Genomic DNA, 20,335 nt, shown 5'->3' on the forward strand with positions numbered 1-20,335 from the left:
TAACCAGCGCCTGCCACACTCGGCTGCTCCGTCAGGGGACGCAAGCCGGACACGCAGCAATGCCCTTATTCAGCCGGCTCCCCGGTCAGGGAACAGGCAAACATGTCGCCGAGAACCGCCGAGAAAGACAGCTGTTCCTGAACGGTCAGCTCCCCCACGAAGGTCATCATGTCCTTCTTGTCCCGGCCCACGGCCTGCGCCGTCTTCTTAAAGAGTTCTGGCGACAGATTCTTTTCCATCGCGGTGGTGATACAGCCGCAGGTCGCCTCGGACTCTCCGTCCGCCACGCAGGCATCTACCAAAACCTTGTGATCGCTCGGCCCCGCAAGGCCGCAGCCGGTAAGCGCCAGCGCTGCAATGGCGGCAACGATTCCCGCTTTCATGTCGGAAGACTCCCTCGATCCCTCAGCGCGATGTGCTGGCATGAATCCGGGGCGCTGGAAAGCGCTATTCCCGGCGGAGGATCTCGTCGAGCTTTGGTCCCTTGCCCAGTTTCTGAAGGAATTCCGCCTTGACCGCCGCCCGGTCGTAATCCTCCGCCACCCAGTCGAGAAAGGGTTTCCAGTCGTCGCGCGGCCGGCCGGCATTGAACGCGGCATAGGCCTCGAAGAAGGCGTCCAGCACGCCTGTCTTACCATGGCGGATGTGTAGATAGCGCCCGGAAAGCTGCTCCATCGCCTCCTCGTAGGGTACCTTCTCGCGCAGCAGCTTGTAGAGAACGGCCATGATACCGGCCCGGTCTGCGCCGGATTTGCAGTGCATCAGGGCCGGATAGCGGATGCGCTCGAAGAGGTCTCGTGCCGCGAAGACCTTCTCCACCGTGGGCGGCTCCCGCGAGAACATCTGGAAGTCGATGAGGTCGATGCCCGCCTGCTCGCAGGCTTCTTTCTCCAGAAGGTAAAATCCCTTGGTGGTGGGGCCGCGCAGGTTCAGGATCGTCTTGATGTCCCGTTCCTGCGCGTGGGCGATCACCTGTTTGGGAGAGGGTTGGTTGGCCCGCCACATCTCCGGCGATACCTGGTGAAGGTTTGAAAACCACACCCGCAGGAAGCCATGATCGCCCAGATACAGCTCCCGCCCCGCACGGGCGCGGCCTTCGCGGGTGGCGAGGTCTGGCGCAATATGAGACTTGCGCAGGCTTTTTGGGGTAATCTTGACCATCTCATCCCGCGCTTAGGCTGCACCGGCCTTTGGGGCAAGAGATGGGGGCATTCTCCACAGCCTGAAGTTTTTTTCACAGGCCCTGCATCTGAAATCCGCAGTGGCAGCATCTTACGGGCAGATACGCCGGTAATCACGCTGGCGCCGCAACAGAAAAGCCTCTCCGGAGCATCAGGAAATGGATATGGAAGACGTCATCGTCCCGGTAGTTCTCTTTCTTTCACCCGCGTTGATTGTGTGGATCGTCAGCCACTTCAACGCCCGCAAGCGCAATACCGTTCATGAAACGCTGCGCCTTGCTATCGAAAAGGGCCAGGCCCTGTCGCCTGAGATGATGGACAAGATGTCCCTGCTGACCGACCCGGTGCGCGCTGACCTTCGCCGGGGCGTTCTGTTCCTGGCGTTCGGGGCGGCCTTTGCGGTTCTGGCCGGTCTGATCGGCTCTGAGGAAGCTGACGCCCTTACCCCGATGCTGGGGGTTGCCTGCTTCCCCATCTTCATCGGTATCGCTTACATTGGCCTCTGGGCATTTGGCCGTGACAAGACCCCGGCCGAGTAATCTCAGGCTGGTGGCGTCCGGAGGACGGGATATGCGATCAGACCCCGATCTCGCCCATGCGGCGGCCAAGGGCAGCGAAGCGGCTTTCGCCGAACTTGTCCGCCGCCATCAGGCCAGGGTGCGCGGCATGGCCCGCCGCCTGACAGGATCGGAAGCGCAGGGCGACGACATTGCCCAGATGACCTTCCTGGCTGCCTGGCAGAAAATCGGCAGCTATGCCGGTGGCACGTTCAGCGCCTGGATCTGCACCATCTGCTGGCGGGAATTCCTGCAATGGCGCCGCCGCCAGAAGATCGAGATCGAGTTTGACGAGACCGCCGAGATCATCCCGTTTGACCGGCCGTTCGACCGGTCTGCCAATGAAGCGGAAAACCGGATGGACCTTGCCCGCGCCCTCGAAAGCCTGACCGAAGCCCAGAGAGTGTGCGTGGTGCTGTGTGTGGCCGCCGGGCTTTCCCATCGCGAAGCGGCCGAAGCCACCGGTTGGCCGCTTGGCACCGTGAAGTCCCATGTATTGCGAGGCGTTGCCCAATTGCGGACGTGCCTTGCCAGTGCCGATGTGGCATAATGGAGTGATGACGATGCGTGACGAAGAAAACTATGGCGACCTGACCCGCCTGTTTGCTGCCGAAGATGCGCAGCTGGAAGCAGAGCCGTTTACTGCCGGTGTGATGAAGGGCATCCGCCGCCAGGCGATAATCCGCCGGCTGACTGTTGGCGCGTTCGGTTTTGTGGGCGCCGTGATTGCCCTGCTGCAACTGCCCGAACTGCTCTCGGCCTTTGTGGGGGTGGATCATACGGTGACCTCCGCCCTGGCCCTTGCCCGGACCGAGATCAGCCAGGCGGCCGCCAGCAATCCCATGTGGCTGGCGGTCATTCTCGGGGCAGCCCTGTCCATGGCGGCAGTGTCGATGACCGAGCGGGCCTGAACCCTCAGAGGCTGCAAACAAAAAAGGCCGGCTCCAATGAGCCGGCCTTTCTTCGATCCAACTTCGATGACTATCAGTAGTCGGCAGAAGCCGGATCTTCGATGGAGGTTTCATCTTCCATCATCACGTCGTTTTCCGGGGTCATGTAGGTTTCGGACTCGTAGATTTCCGTTTCCAGCGAGGTGTCGGCTTCCGGCGTCACGTAGCTGTCTTCAGCCGGATAGTCCATGTCGCCCTGGCCTTCCGGAGCGTAGGCCGGATCAACGGCGGAACCATCAGCTGTCACCCAAACATCGGCTTCTGCATCCAGAGCCTCGATTTCGGTGCTCACTTCGTTGACCTTGGCAAGCATGACCGAGTTGAGATCGTCGGTCGAATATTCTTCCGGGAGCTCCGCTTCATCCACCGAAGCTTCCAGAGAAACATCTGCATCGGCGATTTCAGCCGTCACCACCGGCTCGCTTTCGAAGTCGGCATAGGTTTCGTCTTCCTGCGGAACATCTGCCTGCATCGCCGGCTCAGCGTCCGGCATTACGGGCGGCACTTCTTCAGCCATATCCGGCTCGGGCGGAAGTTCTTCCGGCAGCGCTTCCGTCTGCGGCTCGAACTCCAACATCGGGTCGGATGCTTCAGGCATCGTCGGGTCTGCCGGGATAGAATCCGGAACCTGCGGATCAATGGTGGACTGGGCGAAGACCGGCGAAGCCATAAGGGCGACGGCGGCGCAGCTGGCGAGAAGTTTTTTCATCACGGGCTCCATCGACAAGAGCGGGATTGCTCATCAGATGAAAAAGAAAGCCCGTTTGGCGAGAATGGTTCCGCGAAAGTGGGATTAATCCGATGTCAGGCTTGTGGCGAAAACGGGGCGGAAGATGCCTTCCGGCGCGGCGGCTACAGGATCAGGCGCGGTAGCCGAGCCCCTCCAGAAGCGATTTTGTTTCATAAAGGGGAAGGCCAACAATGGCAGTATAGCTACCATTGATGGATGTGACGAAGGCGCCGGCAGCGCCCTGGATGCCATAACCGCCTGCCTTGCCCTTCCAGTCCCCGCTGGCCACGTAGGCCGCGATCTCCGCTTGCGTGAGGCGTTTCATCTTTACACGGGCGAGGACCGCGCGCGAGGCTATCCGGCCATCGGGGGCCCGCACGGCAACGCCGGTGATGCACTGGTGCGCGCGGCCGGAGAGGAGGCGCAGGAAGGCGGCGGCCTCTGCCTCGTCAGCCGCCTTTTCCAGATTGCGCTGGCCGAGGGCGACGACCGTATCGGCGGCGAGCACATAGGCGCCCTCGCCCGGACACGCCGCCGCCTTCTCCCGCGCGAGGCGCAGGGCCAGTTCGCGCGGAGATTCGTCCTTGCGGCGCGTCTCGTCGATGTCAGTGGGGGAGACCCGATCCGGCACGATGCCGATCTGGGCCAGAAGTTCGAGACGCCGCGGGCTCGCGCTGGCGAGAATGAGCGGCGCGCTGCCCGGCATGGCGGCTTACTTGAAGCGGTAGGTGATACGGCCCTTGGTCAGGTCGTAGGGGGTCATTTCCACCATCACCTTGTCACCGGTGAGGACACGGATGCGGTTCTTGCGCATCTTGCCGGCGGTGTGGGCGATGATCTCATGGTCGTTCTCGAGCTTCACCCGGAACGTGGCGTTAGGCAGCAGTTCGACGACCGTGCCTTCAAATTCAATCAGTTCTTCTTTTGACATTCTCTATCCAGATCTGAGGCGGCGGCGATCGCGCCGCTTTTTCCACGCATCACTAGCCGCGCGCCATACAGCTTTCAGCAGATTCCAGCAAGCACAGAGGGCATGGGGGCCTCAGGCCGCCCCCGAGGCCCCTTTTCCGCTGGGCAGGCCGATCCAGATGCGCAGTGGCGGAATGCGGCGGCCAAGATCATAGAACAGCCAGCATCCGAGCGCGGTGGCGCCTATGAGAAGCGGTGCTTCCACCCATACCGGAAGGCCGAGTTCATCCAGATAATGGCCCGTCACCACGGTGACCGTCTGATGGATCAGGTAGAAGGGAAAGATCGCCTGCGAGAGCACGCGCCGCAGCGGCGTATCCCGCGTCCGGAAGTGATGGTGGAAGAAGCCGATGACGCTGAGGATGGCGGCCCAGGCTTGCGTCTCGCGGATGCCGCGGGAGAGAATGCGCAGGGCTTCGGGCGGCGGGGCATCGCTGGCCGCATAGGTGCGGTAATAGAGCTGAAGCCCGGCCCAGGCCGCCAGGGCGAGCGCCAGCATGGGCCAGCGCAGGCGCACGGCGGCGTCAAAGAACGGCTGATGCTTGGCAATGCCGAAGCCGAGCAGGAAAACGCCAAAATAGAGCGTGTGGAGATACCAGTCCTCGCGGAAATCATGGCTTTCCCCGAAGTGGGGGAAGAGGAAAACGCGGGTGGCGAACAGGAAGGCCCAGGGCGCGAAGAAGATGCCTGGCCCGGCGATCAGCCAGGTAACCGCCCTTGCCGGAATGCGGCGCAGCAGCGGCAGGAGCGGGATCAGGGCCAGCGTGTAGAGGATGAGATAGGCCACGAACCACATGTGATTATAGGTGGGCGTGAGGAGGCAGCCCTCGGCGTCGCACCAATTGCCCGAGGCGGTGATGTAGCGCCGGTAGAAGTCGCCTAGCCAGACATCCTTCGGCAGACCGTTCTCCTGAACGTGTTCAAGCACTTCATAGTAGGTCTGCGGCGGCACGATGATCAGCACGGCCAGGATCAGCGGCGGCCAGAGCCGGCCCATGCGGGCCTTCAGGAAGCTGCCGGCAGCCATCTTGTCAGCCATGAAGCGGGTGGCGGCGCCGGAGATGAGGAAGAGGAGCGTCAGCCGCCAGGGATTGGCGAGCTGCATCAGCGGCTCGATCAACGGCCCTGCATGGCTGGATTTCACATGCCAGCCCCAGCTCACATAGAACATGCCGCAATGGTAAAGGATGAGGATGGCGAAGGCCGCGATGCGCAGCCAGTCAAGGTCGTATCGGCGCTGGGTCATGCCGGTGGCTCCGTGAAGGATCTGAACTGAGCGCCTTCTTGCGCCGCCCCTGCCCCGGCGCTACGCCAATGCCGTGAAAGGGCGCTCCGGTGGGACGAGCGGAGAGGCAACTGTGACCAATGGCAGGCAATCCGGGACAAGCGGCAGAGCCACCTTTCGGCTGGGGCCGTGGGCAGCCATCGCCCTGCTGACCGTGCCGGTCGTGCTGGTGAATGCCACGTCTGACCTGATCGAGATGCAGCGCTCTGGCTTGGCGGTTCACATGGTGGAGCCGTTCATCTGGGAGATCACCAGCGCGGCGGTGCTGGTGCTGATGGCGCCGCTGGTGGGGTGGGCGGTGAAGCGTTGGCCACTGCGGGGGCCAGGGCTGCCGCTGGCGCTGCTGATCCATGCGGGGCTGAGCGTGCCTTTTTCGCTGGCGCATGTGGGCGCCATGGTGCCCGCGCGGGAGGCGGCCTATGCGGTGCTGGGCTGGCCATACGACTTTTTCGGCGGCGGAATTTGGGTGACGCTACTCTATGAGTGGCGCAAAGACCTTATAACTTATGGAATTTTTGCCGCCGTTTATAGCGGCTATGCCTGGTGGGCGGCGCGCGAGGCGGCCCCTGCCCCCGATGCCTCCCGCGGGCCGGAGCGTATCGAAGTGAAGGTGGGCGGGCGCACGCTGTTCCTCCTGCCAGGCGAGATCCTGTGGCTGGAAGCGGCGGGAAACTATGTAACGCTGCACACGGCGGGGGGCAGCCATCTGCTGCGCGCAACGCTGGCAGACTGGGAAAAACGCCTGTCAGCCTGTGACAGCGTGAGGACAAATCCGGACATTTCCGGACAGATCGTGACAAGCCCGGACGCAAAACCGGACTTTGTGCGCATCCACCGGTCCCGCATCGTCAACCGCCACCACATCCGCGAAACGCGCACGACGAGTTCGGGCGATTTCGAACTGACCCTCTCCAATGGCGCCGTGCTGGCCGGCAGCCGGAGGTTCCGCAGCGCGCTTGGGTGAGCGTTCAGTCTGGGCATTCCTGATCCCGGATATAGAGGCTCATCGCCTCAACGAGATGATCAAAGGTGGCCTTCATGCGGGCCACGCCTTTGAGTTCCTCATGCATGGTAACCCAGGTTTCCAGCCCGAAGGAAAACTCTTCCGGGACGACACGCACCATGCTGCCGGCGCGCCGGGCGAGACCGGCCTGACAGACGCCGATGCCTACGCCCGCCAGCGCCAGCTTGAGTTGGACCAGATCACTGTCAGAGCGCCAGGCAAAATCCGGGCGCTCCAGCGTCAGCCCCATGGCGCGCAGGGCCTGCACACTGACCGTTTCATGATCAAAGCCGATCAGGGCATGGCCGGCCATATCGTCCAGGCGGTTAGGAGTTCCATGACGGGCCAGATAATCCCGGTGCGCGAAGAGGCCGAGTTCCACATTGCCCACCTTTCGCGCCAGCAGCGCGGCCTGCTGGGGCCGTACCATCCGGATGGCGATGTCTGCGTCGCGGCGGAGCAGGTCGCTCGACTGGTTGGTGGCAATGATTTCAAAGCTGAGGCCGGGATGGGCGTCGCGCAGCGGCGCCAGCATTCCCGGCAGCAATTCTATACCGACCACCTCGCTGGCCGAAATACGCACCGCGCCTGTCATCTCACTCAAGGGACCCGAGGCGGCCCGGACCATGGCGGCGGCAGAGGCCGCAATCGTGCGCGCATAGGGCTCAATCATCCGCGCTTTGTCTGTCGGGATGAGACCGCGCGGAGAACGGGTAAACAGCGGACCTCCCAGCGAGGCCTCAAGCTGATCGATGTGCCGGGAGAGCGTCGGCTGAGTGAGAGACAGATGGCGAGCGGCACGCGAAAGGCTGCCCTCCTCCAGAACGGCGAGGAAAGAACGGATATGATCCCAGGGTGCCGCAGACGAGTTCATATATATACGTATATCTGATCCATTTATTATCGCAATTTCGGTTATCTCTACCCTGCGCCACCTTTGCCTCACCCAAGAGCAAGGAGATGGGACCATGAAGGACGAAAAGCGGGCGCTGGTACTCGGGGTGACCGGCGGGGCTGGATACGAGATCGCGCGGGCGCTGATCCAGCGCGGCTGGCAGGTGCGGGCCATGGCGCGCAGCCCCGTCCCGGCCCGCCTGCCGCAAGCCGAATGGGTGGCGGGCGACGCGCTGAATGCGGCGGATGTTGCCGCCGCCGCAATCGGCGCCGATGTGATCGTGCATGGCGTGAACCCGCCGGGTTACAAGGACTGGGCAAAGCTGGTGCTGCCCATGCTGGAAAACACGGTGGCTGCGGCAAGAATTTCCGGCGCCCGCATTTTCCTTCCGGGTACGATCTATAATTATGGCCGGGATGCCCTGCCCCTGCTGACGGAAGACGCGCCTCAGCGGCCGCATACCCGCAAGGGGCGTATCCGTGTGCAGATGGAACAGCGGCTGGAGGCGGCCGCGCAGGAAGGCGTGCGGACGCTGATCCTGCGCGCGGGAGATTTCTTCGGCCCTTCCGCCGGAAATTCCTGGTTTTCGCAAGGCATGGTGACGCCGGGCAGGCCGGTGACGAAGATCACCTATCCGGGCAAGCGGGACGCAGGCCATGCCTGGGCTTATCTGCCCGACTATGGCGCGACGGCTGCAGCGCTGCTGGACCGTGAGACCGAACTAGCCGCCTTCGAACAGTTTCATTTCCGCGGCCATTATTTTGCGCGCGGCGTAGCCTTTGCCGAAGCTGTGCGCGCGGCCAGTGGCGGAAAGGGAAAGATCGCCCCGATGCCCTGGCCTGCCCTGGTCCTGCTGTCGCCTTTTGTGCGTATCTTCCGGGAGCTCGCCGAGATGCGCTATCTGTGGGAGGAGACGGCGGAACTCGACAATACCAGGCTCGTTTCATTTCTCGGACATGAGCCGCATACGGACATCATGGACGCACTCAGCTGGACGCTGGCCGCGATGGGTTGCTTTCCGGAGGCGGCCGATCACGCCCCCGGCGCGCGGCCCTGGCCGGCGTGAAGGGCGCAGATGAGGGTGAAGAGGCGGCGGGCGGTCTGGAAGTCGATATCGACCTTGCCTTCCAGGCGCTCTTTCAGAAGCTCCGAACCTTCATTGTGAATGCCGCGCCGGGCCATGTCGATGGCTTCGATCTGGTGGGGCGTGGAGGTGCGGATCGCTTCGTAATAGCTGTCGCAGATGGTGAAATAATCCCGGATCACGCCGCGAAACGGCGAGAGGGAGAGGATGAAGGTGTGCACTTCCTCGCCCGGCTCGGTTTTGATGGCGAAGACGAGGCGGCGCTCATGCTGGCTGAGGGCAAGGACGTAGGGCCCGCGATCCTCACCGATGACGCCGAAGGTGTTCTCCTCGATCAGATCAAAGATGGCGACGCGGCGCTCATGCTCTGCGTCCGGGCCGGAGGCGCCGAGCGTGTCTTCGTCAATATGGACGGCGACGAGCCGGTTTGCGCCCATCTGTCAGCTGCCCTGGTTCGTGCGTATGGAGACCGACCGGCCATGGGCCGGCAGGCGCTCGGCCTCTGCCAGGCGCAGCGCGGCCGGCGCCAGCGCGGCCAGCCCCTGCGGCCCGGCGCGCTGGATGCTCATGCGCTTCACAAAGTCATACAGTCCGAGGCCGGAGGAAAAGCGCGCAGCGCGGCTGGTCGGCAGGACGTGGTTGGAGCCGGTGACATAATCCCCCAGCGCTTCGGGCGTGTGATGGCCAAGGAAGACTGCGCCGGCATGGCGGATCAGGGGCAGCATCGCGTCAGGATCCTCGATGCAGAGCTCGACATGCTCTGCGGCGATGATGTTGGCCGCGCGGGCGGCGGTGGCGGCGTCCGGGGCAGAGATGATGGCGCCATGGGTGGTCCAGGACTCGCGGGCGCGGGCGCCGGTGGCGAGGGAATTCAACTGGTTATCCACAGCCTTCTCAACAGCCGCGCCGAGGGCGGCGTCCAGCGTGATGAGGATCGACTGGCTGGAGGGATCATGCTCGGCCTGACTCAAGAGATCAGCGGCAACCCAGTCCGCATTCGCGGTGGCGTCCGCAATAACGAGGATTTCGGAAGGGCCGGCGATGGTGTCGATGCCGACCTTGCCGAACACCTGGCGCTTGGCCTCAGCAACGAAGGCGTTGCCGGGTCCGACGATCTTGTCCACAGACGCAATCGGCCCGGCGCCATAGGCGAGCGCGGCGACGGCCTGCGCCCCGCCGACGGGATAGAATTCGGTGGCGCCGGCCTTCAGCGCGGCATAGGCGACGGCCGGGGCGAGTTCGCCATCGGGCGCCGGGGCGACCATGACGATGCGCTCCACGCCTGCGATGCGGGCGGGCACGATATTCATCAGCACGGATGAGGGATAGCTGGCGCGGCCGCCGGGGACATAGACGCCGACCGAGTCCAGCGCCGTCCAGCGCCAGCCAAGCTCGACGCCGGCGCTGTCGGTGAAGCGGTGGTCAGCCGGGCGCTGGGCCGTGTGGTAAGCGGCGATGCGGTCATGCGCGAAATCGATGGCGTTGCGCAGGTCTGCCGGGCATTCGGCGGCGATGAGGTCGAGGTTTACATTGTCCGACTGCAGGGTCGAGGGGTCGAGCTGTAGACGGTCAAACTTTGCAGTGTAGTCGGCAACTGCCGCCCCGCCCCGCTGGCGCACATCCTTGATGATGGCGGCAACGATGCCGGCGACGTCTTCGCCCTGGCCACGGTCTTCGTCGAGGAAACGGCGCAGGGCCTCCTCGAAACCGGGCTCAGATGCGTTCAGATGACGGGCCATATCGGGGGGTTCCACGGCATTTTTTTCAGCCCCGCTACATGGACCGTGCGGTTCCTGCTGGCAAGACGGCGAAAGGCGCCTGCGCGCAGCAAGAAGCCGTGCGCGGCAGGGGCCGAGCCGCCCGGCCCGCCAGGAGCGCTTTCGAAGCGATGCGCGGGGGCATCAGTCTGGCGGCAAATTGTGACAGCGCGACACAAATGCGATTGATTTGCACAATCATTCGCGGTTAGGAGCAGCCAACATTCCGGCCAGAGGGAGCCCCGCCAGTGCAATTTGCCGACGAGAACCGACCGACCGACCACATATTCCGCCGCGCGCGCCTGCTGACGGGCGCAGCGCTGATGGCACTGGGGCTGGCCCTGCCGGCCGCCGCTGAAGCTGTAGAGGAGAGCGAAGCTGAGCGCGCAGTAAGGGTGCTCGATACGGTCACCGTGATCGGCAATATCGAAGATCCGCAATCGACCTATGGCTCTGCCTATACGCTTACCGAGCGGGAGCTGGAGAAGTTCGAATCAAGCAACGTCAATTCCGTGCTGCGCGCAGTTCCGGGCGTTTATGTGCGTGATGAAGACGGGCTGGGCGCTTTCCCGCGGATCGGTATCCGCGCCTCCTCTTCCGGCCGCAGCGACCGGATCCTGGTGCTGGAAGACGGCGTGCCCGCCGCGATGGCGCCTTATGCCAACACCTCGGCTTACTATTTCCCCAACATCTCGCGGATGCGTAGCGTGGAAGTGCTGAAAGGCCCGGAGACCCTGCTCTATGGCCCGCAGACGGTGACCGGTGTGGTGAACCTCCTGGCCACAGCGATTCCAGAAGACCGCGCGGGCTTTGTGCGCGCCGAGTTTGGCGAGAACAACACCGGCCGCATGCATGCCTGGTATGGCGACACGATCGGCCAGTTCGGCTTTCTGGTGGAAACCTTCCAAGGCACGACGGACGGCTTCCAGAAGATCGACCGCTCGGCCCGCTCAGCCGGTAACGAGATCGAAGACTATGTTCTGAGGCTGAGCTGGGAAGGCGAACGCCAGCGGCTGGAGTTCAAGGGCCAGTACAATGACGAAACCCATGACGTGTCGTATCTGGGCCTGACGGACGCCGACTTCAAAGCCAATCCGGACCGCCGCTATGGCCTCTCCGAACTGGAGCAGATGAACCGGGGCCGCACTGGCTTCAGCCTGCATCACGAGTTTGACCTCACCGACGCATGGGCGCTGAAATCCACCGCCTACTGGACCGATACGGAGCGCCACTATCGCCGCCTCAACCAGATCAACGGTGTGAATATCGGCAGCGTGACCGACACGATCAATAACGGCGGCGCGAACGCGGCGCTGCTGCAGGCGATCCTCGATGGCACGGCAAACACCACCCATCCCAATGGCGTGCGTTATGGCAACAACTTCCAGGAGTTCACCTCGCAGGGTATCCAGACCCAGCTTGAAGGCGAATTCCAGACCGGCGCGTTCAGCCACAACCTGACCTTCGGCGTGCGCCGCCACGAAGACGAAACCCGCAACGTGGCCAATGCCAACAATGAGTTCTACCAGCAGGTCAATGGCGCGCTGGTGTTCCAGGGCCTCGGCACGCCGAACATCAACAAGGGCGAGGCGGAAGCCTGGTCTGTCTGGCTCGGCGACCGGATCTCGTATGGCAATTGGAGCTTCCTGCCGGTCATCCGGTATGAAGACATCAAGACGGTTGGCAATGTGCTGAACCCGGCACCGCGCAACAGCCTGACGAAAACTTCGGTTGGCCTCGGCGTGAACTATGCCGTGAATGAGAACTGGACGGTTCTGGCGGGCGCCTATGAAGGCTTTGCCCCGCCCGGATCGAGCGCAACTGAAGGCTCCAAAGGCGAAGAGAGCGTCAACTACGAAGCCGGTGTGCGCTACCGCAATGGCACCGTTGGCGTCGATGCGATCGCCTTCCTCAGCGACTATGATAACGCGCTGCGCCTTTGCCTTGTGGCCAACCCCTGCCCCGGCGGCATCGTGGACGGATCAACGCTGCAAAGCGGCGCGAAGGAAGTTTACGGCCTGGAGCTGGGCGCGTTTGCCACGCTGCTCCAGAACGAAAGCTTCTCCATCCCGGCACGCCTCTCCTACACCTATACCGATGGCGAATACACACGGGCCGCCGACACGGCAGGCGGCGTTCTGGCGGGCGATACGCTGGACTATACCCCGCCGCATACCGGCGTGCTGCAATTCGGCATCGAGCATCAGGGCGGCTGGGATGTCTATGCGGCGCTGAACTATACCGACGAGACCTGCACGACGACGACCTGCGACCGCATCGGCATCGATGACACCTATCTGCGCACAGAAAGTCTGTTCACGGTGGACCTTTCCGCCTCCTATGACATCAGCGATGTGGTGGAAGTTTACACCAAGGTGGACAATGTGTTCGACGAGCGGGCCATCATGCACCGCGGCGCAGACGGCGCCCGTGGCAATCCGGGCCGTTATGTAGGCATCGGCATCCGCCTGAACTTTTGAGAGCTCGGATACACGGCTGGAATCAAAAAAGCGGGGCGGAGACGCCCCGCTTCTTTTGTGGCCGGTCTTACAGCGGATCAGTCCGCGCGGAGGGCGTAGCCGGCGGAGCGGACCGTCCGGATGGGGTCGTCTCCCCCGGCCTGACGGAGAGCCTTGCGCAGACGGCCGACGTGCACATCCACCGTGCGCGCCTCGACATAAACATCCGAGCCCCAGACGGTATCGAGAAGCTGTTCGCGCGAGAAGACGCGGCCAGGATGCTGCATGAAATAATCGAGCAGGCGGAATTCCGTCGGGCCGAGATGTATATCCTCGCCATTGCGGGAGACGCGATGGGCCACCCGGTCGATCTCGATATCACCGACGGTGATACGGTCTTCCTTGAGGCCGGGCCGGATGCGGCGGAGCACGGCGCGGACGCGGGCCATCAGCTCTGTCGTGGAGAAGGGCTTGGTGACGTAATCGTCCGCCCCCGTATCAAGCCCCCGGATGCGATCACTCTCCTCGCCGCGGGCGGTGAGCATGATGATCGGCAGGTTCGGATTGACGCCCGTGGCGCGAACACGGCGGCAGATTTCGATGCCGCTCACCTTGGGCAGCATCCAGTCCAGCAGCAGCAGGTCGGGTGCCCGCTCATCAATCATCATCAGCGCTTCTTCACCATCGGCGGCGATGGCGACTTCATAATCTTCGCGCTTGAGGTTGTAGAGCAGCAGCTCGGAGACGGCACTTTCGTCTTCTGCGACAAGCACGTAGGGTTTCATCTTTTGGCTCCGTAATCTGTTTGAGCGAAATTCGTCAAACCTGGTCCAGCTTCGGCCGGTCCATGGCTGACAGGTATTCCCCCACGGCCTGGTAGTAGACGAATTCGGCCACATTGGTGCAGTGGTCGCCGATCCGTTCCAGGTTCTTCGCTATAAAGAGCATGTGTGCCCCGGCACTGATGCGGCGGGGATCTTCGATAAGATAGGTGACCATTTCACGGAACACCGCATTATAGTGCTGGTCGATATCGTCATCGCTGGACCAGACATTCTTGGCCAGGACGGCATTGCCAGAGGCATAAGCGTCGAGCACTTCGTTGAGTTGGCGGGCCACCGGGCGCGACATGCGCAGGATGGCGTTGCGCATCTCCATGCTGACATGATCGTCAAGGCGCAGGGCGCGCTTGGCGATATTCTTCGACAGGTCGCCGATCCGCTCCAGCTCGTTGGAAATCTTCAGTGCCGAGAGGATCATCCGCAGGTCATGCCCCATCGGCTGGCGGCGCGCGATAAGGCTGACAATCTGTTTTTCCACCTCAGCTTCGATGGCATCGACCTGCGGGTCGCGGGCGATCACCTCCTTGGCGAGCACGGGATCATTGGCGCTGAGCGCCCGGCAGGAGTCGGTGATCATCGTCTCCACGATGCCGCCCATGCGCATGATGTCCGAGGAGAGCTTGTCGAGCTCATCCGAATAGGCAGAGACGATATGATCCGACATATGTTCCTCCCTCAGCCGAACCGGCCGGTGATGTAGTCTTCGGTGCGCTTTTCGCGGGGATTTGTGAAGATCTGTTCTGTCTCGCCCATTTCCACCAGGTTGCCGAGGTGGAAGAAGGCCGTGCGCTGGCTGACGCGGGCGGCCTGCTGCATGGAGTGGGTGACGATGACGATGCAGTAGCGCTTGCGCAGCTCGTCGATCAGTTCCTCGATGCGGGCGGTGGCCACGGGATCAAGCGCCGAGCAAGGCTCGTCCATCAAGATGACTTCCGGGCGCACGGCAATGGCGCGTGCGATGCAGAGACGCTGCTGCTGGCCACCCGACAGGCTGGTGCCGGGCGCCTGGAGGCGGTCTTTCACCTCATCCCACAGGCCGGCGCGGCGGAGGGATTTCTCGACGATGGCGTCCAGATCTTCGCGACTGGTGGCGAGACCATGGATGCGGGGGCCGTAGGCGATGTTGTCGTAAATCGATTTCGGAAAGGGGTTCGGCTTCTGGAACACCATGCCGACACGCGAGCGCAGCAGCACGGCATCAATCGAGGGATCGTTGATGTCCTGCCCATCCATCAGGATCTGCCCTTCAACGCGGCAGTTCTCGATAGTGTCGTTCATGCGGTTGAGGCAGCGCAGGAAAGTGGATTTCCCGCAGCCTGACGGCCCGATCAGCGCGGTGACGGCCCGGTCCGGAAAGGACATGGATACGCCATGGATGGCCTGGGTGGCGCCATAGAACACCTTGATATCCCGGCAATCGATCCGCGGGGCGGCGGCCGGGGGCGCATCGGCAGCGGGGGCCAGCACGGAACCGGCGGCCTGCGGTGTGTGATCGGTATCCATTACCATCTCCGCTCGTACTTTCGTCTCAAGAATACCACCAACCCGTTCATCAGCAAAAGAACGGCGAGGAGGACAACAATCATCGCCGAGGTCATCGGTTCCCAGGCACGTTCTGCATTGTTGGCCCAGGTGAAGATCAGCACCGGCATGACGGTGGATTCGTCGGTGGGGCCGGTGGGCACATCGCCGACAAAGGCGACCATGCCGATCAGCAGCAGCGGGGCAGTTTCCCCCAGCGCACGCGCCATGCCGAGGATGGCACCGGTAAGAATGCCGGGCGCCGCCAGAGGCACAACATGGTGGAACACCGTCTGCATCTGCGACGCGCCGATGGCCAACGCGCCCGAGCGCACCGAAGGCGGCACAGCCTTCAGCGCCGCGCGCGAGGCGATGATCACCACCGGGAACGTCATCAGTGCCAGCACGAGACCGCCAACCAGCGGGGCCGAGCGCGGCATGCCCAGGAAGTTGATATAAACCGCCGCGCCCAGCAGGCCGAACACGATGGACGGCACAGCGGCCAGGTTGTTGATGTTGACCTCGATGAAATCGGTCAGGCGGTTCTTCGGGGCGAACTCTTCCAGATAGACGGCAGCCAGAATACCGATCGGAATGGCGACGAGCGCAGTAACCAGCATCGTGAACAGCGAACCGACGAGCGCCGCAAGGCCGCCGGCGAGTTCGGGATAGGTGGAGTCCGAGTTGGTCAGCAGGCTCCAGCGCGGCACGCGGGAGATGCGGCCCATCTCTTTCAGGGCGAGCGTCCAGGCAATCTGCTGGTCGGATACCACACGCTGGGCTTCGGGCAGTGCGATGAGGCGGGCGGTCGCCGGGCCGCTCTGGAAGGCGTCGAGCGTGCCGGTGAGGAGTTCGAGGCGGGCGGTGCCGGCCTGAATGTCGCGCAGGCGGCCAGTGGCCCCGCCAGCGGTGAGCAGGACCGAGCCCTCATCCATGCTGACACCATCGGACTGAAGCGTTGTCAGCGCCGTGAGGACCGGAGTGAAAGCGCCCTGCCCTTCGAGCATTGCGAAACCGTCTTCCTGAGCGGTGACGGCCGTAATGCTTCCGGTGCGAAGGCGGCGTTCCGGAAAGGCCTGGCCTTTCAGGTAGAGGTCGAGGTCGTCATTGAGCGGCGCGGTGAGCGTGATGGCGTTGCCCACCATCTCGGGCCGGGAAGCGACTTTCCGCGCCGTCGGCAAGACGGCCAGGCGGGTGATGAATTCGGAAACGGCGGTGCGGCTGGTGCGGTCACGGTCCGCCTCGGGGAAGGTTGCCAGGAGGTTGTCGCGGGCCAGCTCCCAGAAGCCATCCACATTGCGGGCGATGTCCTCGGGCGATGTTTCGCCTGGCGGTGTGATGACGGCCGGATCCAGCGTGATGTCGTAGCGCACGACATGGTAGGTCGCCGCAGAGACGGCCTGCGAACCGATGGACAGGACCAGCAGCAACAGCGCGCCCAAAGCCAGGAAGATGGCGCCGAGCCCGTAATAACGGAAGCGCACATCGGCGGCGCGGCGGCGCTTGAGGCGCTTGAGCGCTTCAGGCGTGGAGAAAGCGGAGGCGGCCGGATCAGTCATACTTTTCCCGGTATTTCTGGACGACGCGCAGGGCGATCACGTTGAAGAGCAGCGTTACGGCGAAGAGAACGAGGCCGAGCGCAAAGGCGGAGAGTGTCTTGGGATCGTCAAAGCCGGTTTCGCCGGTCATCAGGGAGACGATCTGGACGGTGATGGTGGTGAGGTCAGAGGTCGGGTCCATCGAAATGCGGGCGCTCTTGCCGGCCGCCATCACGACGATCATCGTTTCGCCAATGGCGCGGGAGACCGCCAGCAACAGCGCGGCGATGATGCCGGGAAGCGCTGCAGGCACGACCACATTGCGGACAGTTTCGGACTTGGTGGCGCCCAGGGCATAAGCGCCATCGCGGAGGGTTTGCGGCACGGCGTTGATCACGTCATCCGACAGCGATGAGACAAACGGAATGACCATGATGCCCATGACCAGACCGGCTGCGAGCGCGCTGGTGGGCTGGGCGGCCAGCAGCGGCTCGCTGGTGAGGCCGATATTGATCAGCGTCTCGTTGATCCACAGCGCGACGGACCGCACGGCCGGCGCCACGACCAGCAGCGCGAAGAAGCCGTACACCACCGTCGGGATACCGGCGAGGATTTCGAGGATCGGCTTGATCCAGGCGCGCGCTTTGGGCCCGGCATATTCGGAGAGGTAGATCGCGGAGAAAAGACCGATGGGCGCGGCCACGAACATGGCGATCAGGGCGATCATGAACGTGCCGAAGAACAGCGGCAGGGCGCCGAACTCCGCTTCGGTCTGCGCGTTCCAGCGGGTGCCGAAAAGGAAATCCCAGATCGGAATGACGCTGAAGAACTGGATGCTCTCATAGAGGAGCGAGATGACAATGCCGGCCGTAGTGGCGATGGCGACGACCGCGCAGAGGAACAGCACGCCTTCCATACCCCGCTCGACCAGCGAGCGAGCCCGGAAGCTGGCGGCAAGGCGGCGGCGGGCGAACAGCAGGCCCAGCATGGCACTGATGCCCATCAGGACCAGCGCGCCAATGTTGAGACCGCCGATGATCTCCAGATAGCGGTTGGTGACCGCCGTGAAGACAAGATCGGTTCCGGCATAATCAGAAGAACGGGCGGCCAGAGACACCGAGTCGAGATAGGTTTGCAGTTCCGGGCCGGAGAGCAGGTCAAACGCTGGCGGCAGCTCGCTCGTCAGCTGGCCGCGGGCGAAGGGCTCGGCGCCCATTGCATAGGCCAGCGCCACCAGAACCGCCGGAACGACGGCCCACATGGCAACGAAATAGCCATGATAGTTGGGCCGGGAATGCAGCGCTGGCGCGCCGGAAAGCAGAATACGCTCGGCACCGATGCGGCCAACAAAGAACGCTACAGACGCAAAGACCGCAATCAGAGCGATCAGTAGCCAGCCCATGGGCAAGTGACCGAGCTGCTGAAGCATGAACTTCCTTCCGGGGGTGATCCGGTGCCCCAAATAGAAGAAGGCCGCGACAGTTATGTGACAATCTTCTGTATTTCCTGCCGCAGTCAGCCTCTATTGCGCGCGCCCCTCAAAGACGCCATGTGTTCTGGATGACTAACCCTCAGGATTCAAAGGCCATCTGGCACGGAACGACGGTGCTCGCCGTGCGCAAGAATGGCAAACTCGTGATGCTCAGCGACGGCCAGGTGTCGATGGGCCAGACCATAATGAAGGGCAATGCCCGCAAGGTGCGCCGGATTGCCGGCGGGGCGATTCTCGCCGGTTTTGCCGGGGCGACCGCCGATGCGTTCACCCTGTTCGAACGGTTGGAGGCGAAGCTGGAACGCTTCCCCGACCAGTTGCAACGGGCCGCTGTAGAGCTGGCCAAGGACTGGCGGACGGAGAAATACCTCCAGAAACTTGAAGCCCTGCTGATCGTGGCGGACAAGCACAGCACGCTGGTGATTACCGGGGCGGGCGATGTGCTGGAGCCGGAACATCCGGTGGTGTCCATTGGCTCAGGCGGCAATTATGCGCTGGCGGCGGCCCGCGGCCTCTATGACTACGAGAATGACGCCGAAGTGATCGGCCGCAAGGCGATGCAGATTGCTGCCGATATCTGCGTCTACACCAACAGCCATTTCAGTGTGGAAACGCTGGACGTCTAGGCGCCGGCCAGAAAACTCCAACGGTTTCTCCAACGAGACCGCCTCTTTCTTCAATGAACCTCCCTCGGCGCCGCCCTCAGAGGCGCTAGGCAGAGACAGACGAAACGGACTTCATGAAACACCTGACGCCCCGAGAAATCGTTGCCGAACTTGACCGCCACATCGTTGGCCAGAACGCCGCCAAGCGCGCTGTGGCCATCGCCCTGCGCAACCGGTGGCGGCGCAAGCAGGCGCCGGAAAACCTGCGCGGCGAGATCACGCCCAAGAACATCCTCATGATCGGGCCGACGGGCGTGGGCAAGACCGAGGTTTCCCGCCGCCTCGCGCGCCTCGCCAATGCACCTTTCCTGAAGGTGGAAGCGACCAAGTTCACCGAGGTGGGCTATGTGGGCCGGGATGTGGAGCAGATCGTGCGGGATCTGGTGGAGGCAGCCGTTTCCATGATCCGCGAGCAGAAGCGGGCCGGTGTGGAACAGGCTGCGCGTGACAAGGCCGAGGAACGCCTGCTGGACGCCCTCGTCGGCGCCGAAGCGCAGGCCTCCACTCGCGAAGTGTTCCGCCGCAAGCTGCGCGCGGGAGAACTGGACGACAAGGAAGTCGACATCGACTTTGCCGACACGAACAATCCCATGCAGATGCTGGACATCCCCGGACAGGGCGGTTCCATGAGCATGATCAATCTGGGCGACATGCTGGGCAAGGCGATGGGCGGGCGCACGCGCCGTGTGCGGACGACCGTGCGCGAGGCGGCAAAACCGCTGGTGACCGAGGAAGCCGACAAGCTGGTGGATGAAGACCAGATCGTGCGCGAAGCGGTTTCCGCCGTGGAGGAAGACGGGATCGTGTTCCTGGACGAGATCGACAAGATCGCCGCGCGCAAGGACCGGGGCGGGGCGGATGTAAGCCGCGAAGGCGTGCAGCGCGACCTCTTGCCCCTGATCGAGGGCACCACCGTGTCGACCAAGCGCGGCGCGGTGAAGACCGATCATATCCTGTTTATCGCTTCGGGCGCGTTTCACGTTTCCAAACCATCCGACCTGCTGCCCGAACTGCAGGGGCGGTTGCCGATCCGGGTGGAACTGGAGCCGCTGACGCGGGACGACCTGCGCCGTATTTTGGTGGAACCGCAGGCGAGCCTCATCCGCCAGTATGAAGCGCTGATGGCGGCCGAAAACGTGACTCTGACCTTCGAGGACACCGCCATCGACCGGATCGCGGACCTTGCCGAAGCGGTGAACAAGACCATCGAGAATATCGGTGCCCGCCGCCTGCAGACGATCCTGGAGCGCCTGCTGGACGAAATCAGCTTCGACGCCCCGGACAAGGCCGGCGAGACCTTTGTGATCACGGCAAGCTATGTGGACGAAAAGGTCAGCGGTCTGGCCGGGAATGCGGACCTTTCGAAGTTCATTCTGTAGGCTGATCCGTAGTTTCCCTTATTGAGGG

At 63.1% G+C, this 20,335-nt stretch carries 22 protein-coding genes; 8 read left to right on the forward strand and 14 right to left on the reverse strand.

What is annotated here, in order from left to right; genetic code table 11:
* Positions 1-65: 65 nt before the first annotated feature.
* Positions 66-383, reverse strand: a complete 318-nt coding sequence (locus ACQKI2_RS01170; protein WP_427377905.1) for a hypothetical protein — start codon at positions 381-383, stop codon at positions 66-68.
* Positions 384-447: 64 nt separating this feature from the next.
* On the reverse strand, positions 448-1,161 hold the full coding sequence (locus tag ACQKI2_RS01175; protein ID WP_427377906.1) for a fused DSP-PTPase phosphatase/NAD kinase-like protein: 714 nt from the start codon (positions 1,159-1,161) through the stop codon (positions 448-450).
* Positions 1,162-1,339: 178 nt separating this feature from the next.
* On the opposite strand from ACQKI2_RS01175, the gene ACQKI2_RS01180 reads away from it, so the two are divergent.
* The 3 genes from ACQKI2_RS01180 to ACQKI2_RS01190 are packed head-to-tail and all read left to right on the forward strand — an operon-like array spanning position 1,340 to position 2,649.
* Positions 1,340-1,720, forward strand: a complete 381-nt coding sequence (locus ACQKI2_RS01180; RefSeq protein ID WP_427377907.1) for a DUF6249 domain-containing protein — start codon at positions 1,340-1,342, stop codon at positions 1,718-1,720.
* A 31-nt stretch (positions 1,721-1,751) separates the two neighbouring features.
* Positions 1,752-2,288, forward strand: coding sequence for an RNA polymerase sigma factor (locus tag ACQKI2_RS01185; protein WP_427377908.1), 537 nt, complete (start codon positions 1,752-1,754; stop codon positions 2,286-2,288).
* 13 nt (positions 2,289-2,301) lie between these two features.
* On the forward strand, positions 2,302-2,649 hold the full coding sequence (locus tag ACQKI2_RS01190) for a hypothetical protein (protein ID WP_427377909.1): 348 nt from the start codon (positions 2,302-2,304) through the stop codon (positions 2,647-2,649).
* A gap of 73 nt (positions 2,650-2,722) precedes the next feature.
* On the opposite strand, the gene ACQKI2_RS01195 is transcribed toward ACQKI2_RS01190, so the two are convergent.
* From ACQKI2_RS01195 to ACQKI2_RS01210, 4 genes are all read right to left on the reverse strand, one after another.
* Positions 2,723-3,397: a hypothetical protein gene (locus tag ACQKI2_RS01195; RefSeq protein WP_427377910.1), complete on the reverse strand. Its 675-nt coding sequence runs from the start codon at positions 3,395-3,397 to the stop codon at positions 2,723-2,725.
* A 151-nt stretch (positions 3,398-3,548) separates the two neighbouring features.
* Positions 3,549-4,124, reverse strand: a complete 576-nt coding sequence (locus ACQKI2_RS01200; protein WP_427377911.1) for a Maf family protein — start codon at positions 4,122-4,124, stop codon at positions 3,549-3,551.
* A gap of 6 nt (positions 4,125-4,130) precedes the next feature.
* Positions 4,131-4,349 (reverse strand): translation initiation factor IF-1, encoded by a 219-nt coding sequence (infA, locus tag ACQKI2_RS01205; RefSeq protein WP_011646371.1) that lies wholly within the window; start codon positions 4,347-4,349, stop codon positions 4,131-4,133.
* A gap of 111 nt (positions 4,350-4,460) precedes the next feature.
* On the reverse strand, positions 4,461-5,633 hold the full coding sequence (locus ACQKI2_RS01210) for an acyltransferase family protein (protein WP_427377912.1): 1,173 nt from the start codon (positions 5,631-5,633) through the stop codon (positions 4,461-4,463).
* 112 nt (positions 5,634-5,745) lie between these two features.
* Between ACQKI2_RS01210 and ACQKI2_RS01215 the strand changes: the two genes are divergently transcribed.
* The gene (locus ACQKI2_RS01215) at positions 5,746-6,636 is read left to right on the forward strand and encodes a LytTR family DNA-binding domain-containing protein (protein ID WP_427377913.1); all 891 of its coding nucleotides are present in this window, start codon (positions 5,746-5,748) and stop codon (positions 6,634-6,636) included.
* Positions 6,637-6,640: 4 nt separating this feature from the next.
* Here ACQKI2_RS01215 and ACQKI2_RS01220 read toward each other — a convergent pair whose 3' ends face one another.
* Positions 6,641-7,549: a LysR family transcriptional regulator gene (locus ACQKI2_RS01220; RefSeq protein WP_427377914.1), complete on the reverse strand. Its 909-nt coding sequence runs from the start codon at positions 7,547-7,549 to the stop codon at positions 6,641-6,643.
* Positions 7,550-7,643: 94 nt separating this feature from the next.
* Here ACQKI2_RS01220 and ACQKI2_RS01225 point away from each other — a divergent pair, with 94 nt between their 5' ends.
* On the forward strand, positions 7,644-8,636 hold the full coding sequence (locus tag ACQKI2_RS01225; RefSeq protein ID WP_427377915.1) for an NAD-dependent epimerase/dehydratase family protein: 993 nt from the start codon (positions 7,644-7,646) through the stop codon (positions 8,634-8,636).
* Here ACQKI2_RS01225 and ACQKI2_RS01230 read toward each other — a convergent pair.
* Together ACQKI2_RS01230 and hisD are read right to left on the reverse strand one after the other, a co-directional pair.
* On the reverse strand, positions 8,603-9,091 hold the full coding sequence (locus ACQKI2_RS01230; RefSeq protein WP_427377916.1) for a UPF0262 family protein: 489 nt from the start codon (positions 9,089-9,091) through the stop codon (positions 8,603-8,605). The genes ACQKI2_RS01225 and ACQKI2_RS01230 overlap by 34 nt on opposite strands.
* Positions 9,092-9,094: 3 nt before the next feature.
* Positions 9,095-10,393: a histidinol dehydrogenase gene (hisD, locus tag ACQKI2_RS01235; protein ID WP_427377917.1), complete on the reverse strand. Its 1,299-nt coding sequence runs from the start codon at positions 10,391-10,393 to the stop codon at positions 9,095-9,097.
* 266 nt (positions 10,394-10,659) lie between these two features.
* On the opposite strand from hisD, the gene ACQKI2_RS01240 reads away from it, so the two are divergent.
* Entirely contained in the window at positions 10,660-12,891 is a 2,232-nt protein-coding gene (locus tag ACQKI2_RS01240) for a TonB-dependent receptor family protein (protein WP_427377918.1), read from the forward strand.
* A gap of 77 nt (positions 12,892-12,968) precedes the next feature.
* Here the strand turns inward: ACQKI2_RS01240 and phoB are convergent, their stop codons facing one another.
* Genes phoB through pstC form a run of 5 tightly spaced genes read right to left on the reverse strand, consistent with a single transcriptional unit; the run spans position 12,969 to position 18,200 of the window.
* Positions 12,969-13,655 carry a phosphate regulon transcriptional regulator PhoB gene (gene phoB, locus ACQKI2_RS01245; RefSeq protein ID WP_035599387.1) on the reverse strand — a complete coding sequence of 229 codons (687 nt, stop codon included), beginning with the start codon at positions 13,653-13,655 and terminating at the stop codon, positions 12,969-12,971.
* A 34-nt stretch (positions 13,656-13,689) separates the two neighbouring features.
* Positions 13,690-14,376, reverse strand: coding sequence for a phosphate signaling complex protein PhoU (gene phoU / locus ACQKI2_RS01250; RefSeq protein ID WP_035599381.1), 687 nt, complete (start codon positions 14,374-14,376; stop codon positions 13,690-13,692).
* Positions 14,377-14,387: 11 nt separating this feature from the next.
* Complete coding sequence (pstB, locus tag ACQKI2_RS01255) at positions 14,388-15,215, reverse strand: phosphate ABC transporter ATP-binding protein PstB (RefSeq protein WP_427377919.1); 828 nt, start codon at positions 15,213-15,215, stop codon at positions 14,388-14,390.
* Positions 15,215-16,792, reverse strand: coding sequence for a phosphate ABC transporter permease PstA (gene pstA / locus ACQKI2_RS01260; protein WP_427377920.1), 1,578 nt, complete (start codon positions 16,790-16,792; stop codon positions 15,215-15,217). The genes pstB and pstA overlap by 1 nt, the downstream gene beginning before the upstream one ends.
* The gene (gene pstC, locus ACQKI2_RS01265; RefSeq protein ID WP_427377921.1) at positions 16,785-18,200 is read right to left on the reverse strand and encodes a phosphate ABC transporter permease subunit PstC; all 1,416 of its coding nucleotides are present in this window, start codon (positions 18,198-18,200) and stop codon (positions 16,785-16,787) included. The genes pstA and pstC overlap by 8 nt, the downstream gene beginning before the upstream one ends.
* Before the next feature lie 131 nt (positions 18,201-18,331).
* Here pstC and hslV point away from each other — a divergent pair, with 131 nt between their 5' ends.
* Positions 18,332-18,889, forward strand: a complete 558-nt coding sequence (hslV, locus tag ACQKI2_RS01270; protein WP_035599541.1) for an ATP-dependent protease subunit HslV — start codon at positions 18,332-18,334, stop codon at positions 18,887-18,889.
* A 113-nt stretch (positions 18,890-19,002) separates the two neighbouring features.
* On the forward strand, positions 19,003-20,307 hold the full coding sequence (hslU, locus tag ACQKI2_RS01275; protein WP_427377922.1) for an ATP-dependent protease ATPase subunit HslU: 1,305 nt from the start codon (positions 19,003-19,005) through the stop codon (positions 20,305-20,307).
* Positions 20,308-20,335: the final 28 nt, after the last annotated feature.

The sequence above is a fragment of the Hyphomonas sp. NPDC076881 genome, from assembly GCF_050269995.1.
Classification (GTDB): Bacteria; Pseudomonadota; Alphaproteobacteria; order Caulobacterales; family Hyphomonadaceae; genus Hyphomonas.